This window comes from Corynebacterium lactis RW2-5, from assembly GCF_001274895.1.
GTDB lineage: Bacteria > Actinomycetota > Actinomycetes > Mycobacteriales > Mycobacteriaceae > Corynebacterium > Corynebacterium lactis.
The window spans coordinates 187706-200107 of the sequence record NZ_CP006841.1; the positions used below are offsets into that span (position 1 = coordinate 187706).

Below are 12402 nucleotides of genomic sequence, written 5' to 3' on the forward strand. Positions count from 1 at the left end.
GAATAGAAAAATCATTCTTTTGGCCGACACCGGTTGCCCCGGGCGAGTTTCTAGAATGGGGCGCATGCTCAAACGGACGCCCCTGCTGCTTTTGGTGACAACCATCGTGACGATAGTCGTTGGGGTGCTGTCGGTGGGCGTCGCAATGCCGAACCCGGACACTTTGACGAAGGCGGAGAACCTCCGACTGGGGCTCTACCTCATCATTTCGGTGGTGCTGGGAGTTGTCGCATTAGCCTTGATGCCTCTAGCTTTGCGGGATGACCATGTCGGCCACGGCACTCGGTGGTGGTCGGTGGTCGCCGCGATGGTGGTTATTTTTATTGGCCCCACCGAATTCGCCATAGTGCCAGCAGTAATCGTGATGGTGTCGCTGGCATCGCGGCGCACGTGGTGGCTTACGCTGTTGACACTTGCCATGGGGGCGGTAAGCCTGACGTTTGAGTTGACCGTGCGTACGCGCTTTTTCCCGCTCGAGGGAGATCCGGTGATGGCGTCGGATGTGCGGGACATCGCGGTAGTTTACTTGCTGTTTGCGGTGATAGTTCTGTTGATTGGTCAGTATCGTGGTGAGCGTCGGCGTCGTCAGGAGCTGTTGCGGCAGCGCCTGCGCCGCGCAGAGCGCTCTGCGGCGGTGGCTGCGGCGGAGGAGCGTACCCGTATCGCACGCGATATGCATGACTCTCTGTCGCATCGGCTTAGCCTTATTGGGGTGCATGCGGCAGTGTTGGCCAACCGAACGGATCTAAAGGCGGAGAAAATTCGTGAGGAGGCAGAGCTGATCCGGGTGCAGTCTGCTGAGGCTGTGGAGGATTTGCGCCAAACTCTGCGGGCGCTGCGGATGGATGATCGCGTTGATCCGCGCTCTTCTATCCCGGATATTGTCGCCGACGCGCGTCGCGCGGGCATGGATGTTGAGGTAGTGGATGACACTTTCGCCGGGATTAGCACCGTTGTTTCTGAGCTTCCGACTGTTGTTGCGCACTGCGTTTTCCGCGTGGTGCAGGAGGGGCTGACGAACGCGCGTAAGCACGCTCCCGGCCAGCCGGTCCGCCTGCTGGTCGCCGATTCGGAGGTGGGGCCGTTTCGCCTGTCTATGTCTAATCCGCTTGCCGACGCCCCTGACGCAGGCCCCGGTGGTGGCTTCGGGCTGGCAGGATTGAAGGAGCGAGCTCAGTTGGTCGGCGCGGTTCTCCACTCCCGGAAGTTGAGGGACAGTTTTGAGGTGGAGTTAGTGTTCCCTGCCGCATCCCTGTAGGCCACTGCTGAATAATCACTTGGAGTTGCCCAGATGAATGTTGAATCTGTCGGAACTGTTCGGGTCGTGCTTGCCGACGATGAGGAGTTGATGCGTAACGGCATCCGGATGCTCATTGAGGCTGACCCTGGGATCGACGTAGTAGGGGAGGCGTCGAATGGCAAGGAAGCCCTCGCTGTGGTGGAGGAGTTGCGCCCGGACGTTGTGTTGATGGATATCCGTATGCCGGTTCTTGGTGGCATTGATGCGACGAGGAGACTGTGTGCGAAGGAAGACGGCCCTGCGGTGGTGATGCTGACTGCTTTCGATACGGACGAATTCATAGTCGATGCGCTTGAGGCGGGTGCCGCGGGGTTCTTACTGAAGAATTCCTCGTTGGAAGAACTTGTGGAAACCATCAAGGGCGCGGCAACGGGCCGTCCTTTGGTGAGTTTTGCCGTGCTTCAGCGTTTGACCACAATTGCAAAGCGGGGCCAGCACGCGGCGGGCACGGCAGCGCAGGAGTTGCTCAGCGTGCGGGAGAGGGAAGTTGCCGAGTTGATTGCTCGAGGGATGACGAATGTAGAGATTGCGGAACACCTGTTGATTTCGTTGCCGACGGTGAAATCCCATGTTGCGCGCATTATGACGAAGCTGGAGGCAACGAACCGTGTGCAGATTGCACTGCGCTTTGTGGAAGACTAGCTGCCTCGTGTGACTTTTGGTGGGAGCCTGTAGTAGGCTGACATCTCGGATCCCATGTGGCGTCCATCTCGTGAACTCCCCCAGGGCAGGAATGCAGCAAGGGTCAGCGAGCTCTGGCGGGTGCGTGGGGTCCCCTTTTTTATGAAATGAACATATTCTTCACCGCGGTGCCATCGGGCCTGCGGTTTTGTTCGTTGTATGGGCTGCCGCACCGAGCCGCATCACACCACGGCAAGCCACGGGGGAGAGGAGCGCAATATATGCCGGAGGAAAAGTCGCAGCGACCAGTGCAAACATCACAACCAGACACCGCGCCCATCGGCGTCATCGATTCCTACAGGTACGCCTTCTCCTCTTTCTCCCGATTTAAAACGGAGATCCTTGCCGGCGCGGCGGTGTCCTTCGCGCTGATCCCCGAGGTCATTTCCTTCGCTGTTGTCGCAGGTGTGGATCCGGCAGTCGGCCTTTTCTCCTCAGTGGTCCTGGCTGTGGTCATCAGTTTCACCGGCGGCCGGCCAGCGCTCATCACCGCCGCCGCGGGATCCGTCGCCCTCGTCGTCGCTCCGCTTTCCCGGGAGTACGGCCTCGACTACCTCATCCCGGCGGTCGTCCTCGGCGCGCTGATGCAAATGGTCTTCGCCTGGCTGGGCATCGCCAAACTACAGAGATTCATCCCCCGCGGCGTAATGATTGGCTTCGTCAACGCCCTGGGCATCCTCATCTTCACCGCCCAGCTCGAGCACCTCATTGATGTCCCGTGGCTGGTCTATGTGCTCGTCGCCATTGGCCTGGCTATTATGGTCGTCCTCCCTCGCTTTACGACGGCCATTCCCGCGCCCCTGGTCACAGCCATCATCGTGACCGCGGTCGCGCTTATCTCTGGCTGGGAGGTCCCGAACGTCGCTGATCAGGGCGAGCTCCCGCGCAGCCTGCCGGAGCTGCTCATCCCGGATGTCCCCCTGAACCTGGATACCCTGAAGCTCATCGCACCGTACTCGCTGGCCATCGCCATTGTCGGCATCATGGAGTCGCTGATGACCGCGAAGCTCGTCGACGACATCACCGACACCCACTCCGACAAGACCCGCGAGACCTTTGGCCTCGGCCTCGCCAATATCGCCGCCGGTTTCTTTGGTGGCATAGCCGGCTGCGCCATGATTGGGCAGACCATCGTCAATGTGAAGGAGTCACGCGGACGAACCCGCCTGTCCACCGCATTCGCCGGTATTTTCCTGCTGATTTTGATGCTGCTGTTGAACGACATCGTCGGCCGCATTCCGATGGCGGCCCTGGTTGCCGTGATGATTGTGGTCTCGTTTGTGACCGTCGATTGGCACTCTATTGCACCGCGCACGCTGAAACTCATGCCGTGGTCGGAGACGCTGGTCATGCTGGTCACGGTTGTCGCCACGCTGATCACGCACAACCTGGCCATCGGAGTTGTGGTGGGCGTGGTGGTCGCGTCGTTGATGTTCGCGCGCCGCGTTGCGCACCTTGTGAATATCGAGAAGTCGCCGGAGCTTCGCGTAGCCGACGACGGCTCCTCCGTGCGCACCTACCGTGTCACCGGTCAGCTGTTCTTCGCGTCCAGCAATGACCTCTACTACCAGTTCGACTACCAGGACACCGCCGACCGCATCGAGATCGACCTGTCTGGGGCCGAGGTGTGGGATGCCTCGACGGTGGCCGCGCTGGACTCTGTGACGCAGAAGTTCCACGCTAAGGGCGTGGACGTTGTCGTCGAGGGGCTCGACGGCGCAAGCTTGGCGCGGCTGGAGAAGCTGAGCGGCAAACTCGCTGCTTAGCCTGCCCGCTATCACCGCCGTCCCCGCTATGTCCGCCATGCTTGCCGACGCGCCCGCCCCCGCCGCCGAAACCGCGGCACCGACCGCGCGCGCCGTTACCTTTCCCCCTCTCCCGGAATTTTTTTCGGGGCGTTGCGGGCGTCGTGAAGCAGGTACGGTGTTCTGCCAATCCGGGGTATGCCCTACACTTGTTTGCGAAGAGTAGACCTGCGCGGTAAGACCATTTGCCGCGCTAGAAGGTTCTACCGACGTCCGACACCTGGGAGGGTACGTACACCATGGCCGTGGATTCCTTTGACGTACACGAGCTGGCGGCTCACAAGGATGAGTTCGCCAAGGCATACGAGGAGCTGAAGTCCCGTAACCTGTCGCTGAATCTGACCCGCGGCAAGCCGTCGTCGGAGCAGCTTGATTTCGCAAATGCTCTGCTGGGCCTGCCCGCCCCGGATTACGTGTCGGCCTCGGGCGAGGACGTGCGCAACTACGGCAACGACAAGGGCATCACCGATATTCGCGCTATCTGGGCGGACCTGATGGACCTGCCGGTGGAAAATGTCCTGGCTCAGGATGCGTCGAGCCTGAACATCCAGTTCGACCTGATCTCGTGGGCGATGCAGTTCGGCAACGTCGATTCGGAGCGCCCGTGGAATCAGGAGCCTGTGCTGAAGTGGCTGTGCCCGGTCCCGGGCTATGACCGCCACTTCGCCATCACTCAGCACTTCGGCATCGAGATGATCCAGGTGCCGATGAATGAGGACGGCCCGGATATGGATGTCGTTGAGAAGCTAGTCGCAGCCGATCCGCAGATCAAGGGCATGTGGAATGTGCCGATGTTCTCCAACCCGACCGGCGTGACCTACAGCGCCGAGGTGTGCCGCCGCCTGGTGCAGATGGAGACCGCCGCGCCGGACTTCCGCCTGATGTGGGATAACGCCTACATGGTGCACACTCTGACGGACGAATTCCCGGAGATTCACAATGTTATTGCCTGGGCGGAGGAGGCCGGCAACCCGAACCGCGTGTGGGCGTTCGGCTCCACCTCGAAGATCACCTTCGCGGGCGCGGGCGTTGCTTTCTACGCTTCCTCCAAGGAGAACCTGGACAACTACCTGGCGCACGCTGGTATCCGCGGCATTGGCCCGAACAAGGTCAACCAGCTGGCTCACGCGAAGTTCTTCGGGGATGCCGAGGGTGTGCGTGAGCAGATGCGTCGTCACGCCGGCTCGCTGGCCCCGAAGTTTGACAAGGTCCTGCAGATCCTCGATTCCCGCCTGAGCGCTTACGGCGTGGCGGAGTGGTCGAAGCCGACCGGCGGTTACTTCATCAACTTGGATGTTGTCGATGGCACCGCCCGCCGCGTGGTGGAGCTGGCGAAGGAGGCAGGCATCGCCCTGACCGGTTCCGGTTCCTCTTTCCCGCTGAAGCAGGATCCGAATGATCGCAACATTCGCCTGGCGCCGTCGCTACCTCCGATGGAGGAGCTCGAGGTCGCTATGGACGGCGTCGCCACTTGCGTGCTGCTCGCCGCCGCCGAGAAGGCAAGCGCTTAAGGGCCGTATGAATTTCGAGGAGACGAAGTTTTGGGTCTCCGGGCTTTTCCCCGGAGATCAGCAGGTCACCGAGCGTGTTTCGCTGCTTCCCGCGAGCGGTCGCCATGGCCAGGACCACGAGTCCGCGCCGCTTCGAGTCGCCGAGTTTTCGCTTTTCGACGGCTCCGTCGACCCTGATTCCGCTCGCCGCCCGGAGCTCGCTGCGGCGACGCTGGAGCTGGGGCGCAACTACTGCGGCCTGGTCGGTGCCGCGAAGACGGACATCCGCGTGGAGCTTTTTCACGTCGGCTACTCGGATTTCCCGGTGGCGGACCTGGTGGCTGCGGCCGGTGCGCTGGTGGAGAACGAGCCGGAGTTGCTCTCTCCGATTCCGGGGCGGGTGCTGCCGGATGCGGTGCGCATCGCCACGGGCCAGGCCGTGTCCCAGCCGGTCGACGGCGCCGAGCGTTACACCGTCGCGCACGTGCTGTGCGCGGTTCCGTACGTGTGGAGAGACGGGGTGCCCAACGTCACGGAGATGCCGGGCAAGATCAATTATCACGAGGGCGATCCGGAGTCACCGCAGGGCCGGATGACCACGATGACGCAGTTGATCCCTATTACCGACACTGAGCTGTCTTTCTACGAGGAGCATGGGCCGCAGGCGCTGATGCAGCGCTTGGCCGATGCGGATGCGGACTTGCGCGATTGGGAGCGGAAGACCGTCGTATAGCGTGCGGGTCCAATCCGGGCGGGAAGGTAGGCTAGGCACGTGGCTCTGTATAGGAAGTATCGTCCAGCGACGTTCGCTGAAGTGGTGGGGCAGCGGCACGTAACTGACCCGCTTTCGGCTGCTTTGGAATCTCGGGATGCCCAGGGGGGCCCGGACCGGATTAACCATGCGTATTTGTTCTCTGGCCCGCGTGGTTGTGGCAAGACGTCGTCGGCGCGCATTATGGCGCGCAGCCTGAACTGTGTGGAGGGGCCGACTGCGACGCCGTGCGGTAAGTGCGCGTCGTGTCGTGCGCTCGCGCCGGGCGGACCGGGCAATTTGGACGTCATTGAGCTGGACGCGGCCTCGCACAACGGTGTGGAGGATATGCGTGAGCTGCGGGAGAAGGCGATTTTCCAGCCGGCGGAGTCGCGCTACCGCATCTTCATTATCGACGAGGCGCATATGATTACCGCCTCGGGTTTCAATGCGCTGCTGAAGATTGTGGAGGAGCCGCCGGAGCACCTGATCTTCATTTTTGCGACGACGGAGCCGGAGAAGGTTCTGCCGACTATTCGCTCACGCACGCACCACTACCCGTTCCGTCTGCTCACTCCGCCGGATATGCGCGGGTTGTTGGAGTCGATTGTGGCCTCCGAGGGCGTTCACGTTGATCCGGACGTGTACCCGCTGGTCATCCAGGCTGGTGGCGGGTCGCCGCGTGACTCGCTGTCGATTCTGGACCAGCTAATTGCCGGTTCGGGTGCGGGTGGTGTCGACTATGAGACTTCGGCGGCGATTCTCGGTGTGACTGACAGCGTGATTATCTCCGATGCGATCTCTGCGCTGGCCGCGGGCGATCGCGCTGGGATTTTCAGCGTGGTCAACCGCGTGATTATGTCGGGTCAGGATCCGGCTCGTTTCGCGCTGGATCTCCTCGGTCGCGTCCGTGACCTGCTAGTTCTCTCCGCGGTGCCGGATGCCCTTGAGCAGGGTTTGGTGGAGATTCCGGAGAGCCAGATTGAGGAGGTCCTCCGGCACGCAGGTGGTATCCCGCCCGCGACGCTGACCCGCTTCTCGCAGGTGCTATCCGATGGCGTCCGCGATTTCCGCGGCGTGACATCGCCACGCCTGCTTCTGGAGGTCCTCTGCGCCCGCATGCTCCTGCCCGCCACCGAGGATTCAGTGGAGGCGCTCCTGCAGCGTGTGGAGTCGCTCGAGCGCGGTCTGCCCGCTGCCGCCCCCACTACCGATGCGGCCGCTGGCGCGGGTGACTCTGGCAGTGGTGGAGGTGTTGGCGGTGCCGGGCCGATGGACTCGGGCAGTACCGCGGGCTCTGGCATGTCCGCGCGCGAGGCGTGGCGCAAGCGCAATGCTGAGCGGAAGAAGGCCAGCGGGATCGGCGCGGGTTCGGCGCCTCCGGTAATTCCGGCGGCACCAGAGGCGCGGCCGGAGCCGCTGGGCCAGCAGCAAACGCAACCGCAGCAGCCCGAGCGGGATGCCACGCTCGAACAGGGTGCACAGGGTGCGCCGACCACGCCGACGCCACAGCCCGAGGAGGTCGTGTCCGAACAGACATCGGCGCCGGCGCCTGCACAGCCGGAGCAACCGGCACAGCCGGATGACCAGCTCTCCCAGGCCGAGCGCATGCGCGAGGCGCGTAAACGTATGGCCGAGGTCGCGCGCATGCAGGAAATGCAGGAGCGCGCACGCATGGCCGAGGAGCGCGAGCAGCAGACCCGCGAGCGCGAGGGGGCGGCCGGAACCATGGCCGTCGCCGAGGAACCGACGCCGCCCGCACCTCCCGCATCTCCCGCTGCGGAGGCCGAGCCCGTCGCGGAGACTCCCGCGGCGCCTGAGGGTGAGCAGGAGGTAGAGGGGGCGTCGGCAAGCGAAAGCTCGGTTACGGTCGAGGAAATCACGCAGCAGTGGTCCCAGATTCTTGAGAGCGTCGAGGGGGCGCACGCGTTCCCGATTCGGGTGCTCGCGGAGCAGGCGACACCTCTGGAGATCGATGGTTCCGACCTGGTGATTGGGCACAGCACGGGGGCGCTGGTCACGCGGCTGAACGACGCCGAGTATGCGAAGGCGCTGTCGGCTGCGGTGAAGCAGGTGACGGGGCTGGATGGTCAGGTGCGTTGCGTGGTGGGCAGCCGACCGCGTGCGCCGCGTGCGCCGCGGACGGGTAGCCAGAATCCTGCGCAGGAGCGCGAGGAGGACTCTTCGGCCCAGCAACCCGCTCCCGCTCCTGCACCTGAAACTCCCGCGTCGCCAGCGCCATCTGCGCCAGCTGCGCGCCCAGCTGCTTCGGAGTCCCCGATGTCGGCGGCGATGCAGTCGATTGCGGAGCGCCGTCGCAAGATTGAGGAGGCCAAGAGGGCTCAGCAGGCGGCAAACCGCACGCAGTTACAGCCCGGCCGTGCGGAGCACGCGCCTTCCGCGCCGCACGTACAGCAACCGAACCAACACGAACCCGCCGCGCAAGCAGCATCGCAGCCTCCGCAGCTGTCGCCGTACCAACAGGCTCAGCAGGCACAGCAGGCTCGCCACGGGCAGGACGGGGCGCGTTCATTCCGTCGGCAAGCAGAAGCCCCGGCCCAGTTCGACGACGGCATCCCCCTGCCCCCAGAACCGGAGGAGGAGTTCGCGCCCCCGGAGGACAGCTACGCGCCTCCGGCTGAACCCTACGAAGAAGAGGACACCTCGGAGTACTACGAGGCCGTCAACCAGGAGGGCAACTTCGACCACCGCACCCTAAAGGACGTAGTGATCGAGCTGTTGGAGAAGGAACTTGGCGCGAAACCGATGTAGCGGCGCGCCCTTCGGGTGGCGGCAGTCGCTAGAATAAAGCGGCGCGACCCCACTCCCGGAAAAACTCCGGGAGGCAGCAAGGCCGCCACGAAAAACGAAAAATTCAAGCAATTTAGTTAGGAACTTTTTAAGATGACTCAGCCAGATATGAACGCAATCCTGCAGCAGGCCCAGCAGATGCAGGCGCAGCTCCAGGCTGCGCAGCAGGAGATTGTCGCCTCCACTCTCGTGGGCGAGGCCGGCAATGGCCTGGTCAAGGTGACCATGCAGGGCTCCGGCGAGGTTACCGATATCGCCATCGACCCGAAGGTTGTCGACCCGGAGGACGTGGACGGCCTGCAGGACCTGGTCCTCGCCGCTTTCCAGGACGCCACCTCCAAGGTTCAGGCTCTCGCCGAGCAGAAGATGGGGCCGCTGTCACAGGGCTTCGACGGCCTCGGCGGCATGGGCTTCTAAAGGGCGTAGGTAACCACAACATTGTTCGAAGGACCACTTCAGGACCTCATCGACGAGTTCTCCCGGCTTCCGGGCATCGGCCCGAAGAGCGCCCAGCGCATCGCCTTCTACCTGATGAAAGCGGAGCCGGAGGACATCGGTCGGCTGCAGTCGGCGCTCGGTCGTGTCCGCGAGGGCGTGCGCTTCTGCCGGATCTGCGGCAATATCTCCGAGGCCGACGTCTGCCAGTACTGCGCGGATACCCGCCGCGACAAGGGGCTGATCTGCATCGTCGAGGAGGCCCGCGATATCCAGGCCATCGAGCGCACCGGCGAATACAATGGCCGCTACCACGTGCTTGGCGGAGCCCTCGACCCGCTGGGCGGCATCGGCCCGAATGAGCTGAATATCCGTACGCTACTGCAGCGCATCGCAGGTGTGCTTGCCGACGTCGACAACGCCCCCGACTCCGACTCGGCCCTGTCGGCAGATGCCAGCGGGGAGGATCTCGACGAGGCGCTCGCCGCGAAGGCGACTGGCCCGGAGATTCATGAGGTCATTATCGCCACCGACCCTAACACGGAAGGTGAGGCGACGGCCACGTATCTCGCGCGGCTACTCCGGGATTTCCCGGATCTCACGGTGACCCGGCTGGCGTCGGGGATGCCTCTCGGCGGCGACCTGGAATTCGTTGACGAGCTGACGCTCTCGCGCGCCCTGACTGGGCGGCTTAAGGTCTAGCGATTAGCGGCCGGGGCCGGCCCCCGACCGGCGCTCAGGCCACTCCGTCCCCCCCCGGCGCGTTGCCGACGGCCTTACTCGACCACGCCCGCAGCCCAGAGCTTCGCGGCGATCTCGACGCGATTGCGCAGCTCGAGGCGGTTCTGGATGCGGGAGACGTGCGACTTCACAGTTGTCAGGGAGATATCGAGCGTATCGGCGATCTCGGCGTTGGTGCGGCCGTGGGCAATCAGCTGCGCGACCTGCATCTCGCGGGCAGAGAGCATGTCCAGGTCCGGGTCCGGGGTCGGAGTGCGGTCCTCGGCGGACTTCGCCATGTTCAGCAGGATGTCGGTAATCTTCGGGGAAATCAGCGCCTGGTTGTTCGCGGCGGCGCGCACGGCCTCGATCAGCAGGGCGGTGCCGGAGTCCTTGAGCAGGAATCCGCGCGCGCCGTACTCGAGGGCCTTCTCCACGTAGGTGTCGTCCTCGAACGTGGTGACAATGACGACGTTGGTGGAGCCTGCGACGCGGCGGCACACCTCAAGCCCGTCGATGGTGGGCATACGGATGTCTAACAGTGCCACGTCGGGCTTTTCCTCGTTGATGAGGTGAAGGGCCTCCATGCCGTCTCGTGCAGTGCCGACGACCTCCATGTCCGGCTGCGAGTTGAGAATCATCTCAAAGCCGGTACGGACCAGTTCCTGGTCATCGGCGATGATGATGCGGATTGGCATGCGTGCATTTCCCTTCTTAGGCACCGCGAATCTCGCAGTGCAGTAATGAAATCAATATAGACGCTAGCGGACTCGGTCGAAAACTTTACTTCTTCAACGGAATTGTTGAAAAAACGAGCCACCCGGGGCGGGCATCGGTATCTCGGACCGCGAGGGGCCGGTACGCGCCGGTGTAGACCACTCCTCCCAGTTCGCGCACGTTGCGGCGGATATTTTCAATTCCAATACCGTTTCCGCCGCCGATGGATTTCGGTTCGTCGACGGAATCGTTCGACCCGGTATCGAATACGAACAATTCCACGCGGGGGTAGGAAACATTCTGGCTGATTTCGGGGTGAGCCGCCAGGAACGTGTCCCTGCTGAAGCCCATGACGCTGGATGTGTCGATGGGCTTTTCCTCAAACACCTCGGTCATCTTTTTCGGGAGTAGGCCGACGCGCACGCTGATGAACACGTTCGAGTTCGGCGAGTGCCGGTAGATATTCGTTAGTGACTCCGACATGACGCGGTAGAGCGTGTTGCCCATATCCTCGGAGAATAGGCCTCGGCTGGGGCTTAGGTACTCGCGCGTCTTCTCATCGATGTCGACAATCACGGGGCCCGCGCCCCCCGAGCCGTCCGAGCACGCCGCACCAACACCCGCGTCCGTCGCAACATCGCCGACACCGACAACGTCGTCGACGGAGTTAACCCGCCCCACCTGCCGGTTTTCCTTGAACTTGTCGATAATCTCGACGATCTCCGGGAAAGAAGTCGTGAGCTTGACCTCGCGGCGGGTATCCGACTTGCGCAGGTCCTCCACGGTCGCGCGTATCGACGCCAACGCGCGCGTGGACGCCATCTCAATCTTGGCAAGGGCATCGTCAATATATTCCGGCGAGGCCGTACCGCTTGCATGCACCATCTTCGTAGCCTGGCTGAGCACCACAATTCCAGCAACTTCGTGGGCGACGACGTCGTGAAGCTCATGCGAAATTTCCTGGCGGACGCGGTTTTCAACGAAACGCGCCTCGGTCTGACTGCGACGGATTTGGTCCTTCATACGGGAGCGTTGGGATTGGACCATGACACCGATACCGGTGGAGACGAAGATATATACGGCAATGGGTGCCGGGTGGTACAGAACTGAACTTGCTTTAGCGACGAAGAAAAACGAAGGTACGAGCGTCGCCACAATAGTGAGTGTTAACAGCATAGAGCTGGCGAACGCCCCGGGCTCGCCGGCCCCTCGGTCAAAGAGCGCGGCGAAAATGGCGCAGTAGGTCAGGATTGTCCAGTTGGTCCCCAACGGCCAGGGATAGTCCAGGTAGTAGCAAGCGGCGAGGATGGAAATGAACGTTGCGAGGAGAAGGAACTCTTCGGCGCTGATCTTCTTCGCCGCATAGATAGAGGTGATGGGGTATTTCCTGCGGAAGCGTTCGTCATCGACGATGGGGACGCGACGGTGCAGTGGCGCTAAGCTGAGCATGTAGGCAACACCGACCAGCATGCCGAGTGCGTCCAGAATGACGGCCTCCAAAGGCGCCGTGCGGACGAACATTTGCAGCGGCCACTGCAAAAGGCCGGGCACGGCGATAATGAGCGGGGTCCAGATGGCTTCAATGACTCGCTCGACCGGTGGCTGGGAGTCCGAGTTTTTGCGTTCCCTCTTCTTCGAGTGAATAATCGCGTCCGTGATGCGGAGGACAATACTGCTCAGCACGGCCCCGGC

10 protein-coding genes and 1 other RNA gene are annotated in these 12402 nt (G+C 62.7%); 9 read left to right on the top strand and 2 right to left on the bottom strand.

All coding sequences use genetic code 11. The features are described from left to right. Positions 1-64: 64 nt before the first annotated feature. From CLAC_RS00770 to recR, 9 genes are all read left to right on the top strand, one after another. Complete coding sequence (locus CLAC_RS00770) at positions 65-1258, top strand: histidine kinase (protein ID WP_053411288.1); 1194 nt, start codon at positions 65-67, stop codon at positions 1256-1258. A gap of 33 nt (positions 1259-1291) precedes the next feature. Continuing rightward, on the top strand, positions 1292-1942 hold the full coding sequence (locus CLAC_RS00775; protein ID WP_053411289.1) for a response regulator: 651 nt from the start codon (positions 1292-1294) through the stop codon (positions 1940-1942). Positions 1943-1986: 44 nt separating this feature from the next. Then, positions 1987-2081: signal recognition particle sRNA small type (ffs, locus tag CLAC_RS12175), an RNA gene on the top strand. Between the two features lie 121 nt (positions 2082-2202). Then, positions 2203-3747, top strand: a complete 1545-nt coding sequence (locus CLAC_RS00780) for a SulP family inorganic anion transporter (RefSeq protein ID WP_053411290.1) — start codon at positions 2203-2205, stop codon at positions 3745-3747. Positions 3748-4025: 278 nt separating this feature from the next. Beyond that, a complete protein-coding gene (locus tag CLAC_RS00785; protein ID WP_053411291.1) occupies positions 4026-5297 on the top strand; it encodes an aspartate aminotransferase type Ic in 1272 nt (423 codons plus the stop codon). Positions 5298-5304: 7 nt separating this feature from the next. Beyond that, entirely contained in the window at positions 5305-6009 is a 705-nt protein-coding gene (locus CLAC_RS00790; protein WP_053411292.1) for a suppressor of fused domain protein, read from the top strand. A 39-nt stretch (positions 6010-6048) separates the two neighbouring features. After that, a complete protein-coding gene (locus CLAC_RS00795) occupies positions 6049-8799 on the top strand; it encodes a DNA polymerase III subunit gamma and tau (protein ID WP_053411293.1) in 2751 nt (916 codons plus the stop codon). 132 nt (positions 8800-8931) lie between these two features. Then, on the top strand, positions 8932-9255 hold the full coding sequence (locus CLAC_RS00800) for a YbaB/EbfC family nucleoid-associated protein (RefSeq protein WP_053411294.1): 324 nt from the start codon (positions 8932-8934) through the stop codon (positions 9253-9255). A 21-nt stretch (positions 9256-9276) separates the two neighbouring features. Beyond that, a complete protein-coding gene (gene recR / locus CLAC_RS00805) occupies positions 9277-9975 on the top strand; it encodes a recombination mediator RecR (protein ID WP_053411295.1) in 699 nt (232 codons plus the stop codon). A gap of 74 nt (positions 9976-10049) precedes the next feature. On the opposite strand, the gene CLAC_RS00810 is transcribed toward recR, so the two are convergent. Then, positions 10050-10691, bottom strand: coding sequence for a response regulator (locus CLAC_RS00810; RefSeq protein WP_053411296.1), 642 nt, complete (start codon positions 10689-10691; stop codon positions 10050-10052). 85 nt (positions 10692-10776) lie between these two features. Then, a complete protein-coding gene (locus CLAC_RS00815; RefSeq protein ID WP_053411297.1) occupies positions 10777-12393 on the bottom strand; it encodes a sensor histidine kinase in 1617 nt (538 codons plus the stop codon). Between the last annotated feature and the right edge of the window lie 9 nt (positions 12394-12402).

Coding starts and splice junctions, on each gene's coding strand:
- CLAC_RS00770 (WP_053411288.1), top strand. CDS start 65: ATGCTCAAACGGACGCCCCTGCTGCTTTTGGTGACAACCATCGTGACG.
- CLAC_RS00775 (WP_053411289.1), top strand. CDS start 1,292: ATGAATGTTGAATCTGTCGGAACTGTTCGGGTCGTGCTTGCCGACGAT.
- CLAC_RS00780 (WP_053411290.1), top strand. CDS start 2,203: ATGCCGGAGGAAAAGTCGCAGCGACCAGTGCAAACATCACAACCAGAC.
- CLAC_RS00785 (WP_053411291.1), top strand. CDS start 4,026: ATGGCCGTGGATTCCTTTGACGTACACGAGCTGGCGGCTCACAAGGAT.
- CLAC_RS00790 (WP_053411292.1), top strand. CDS start 5,305: ATGAATTTCGAGGAGACGAAGTTTTGGGTCTCCGGGCTTTTCCCCGGA.
- CLAC_RS00800 (WP_053411294.1), top strand. CDS start 8,932: ATGACTCAGCCAGATATGAACGCAATCCTGCAGCAGGCCCAGCAGATG.
- CLAC_RS00810 (WP_053411296.1), bottom strand. CDS start 10,691: ATGCCAATCCGCATCATCATCGCCGATGACCAGGAACTGGTCCGTACC.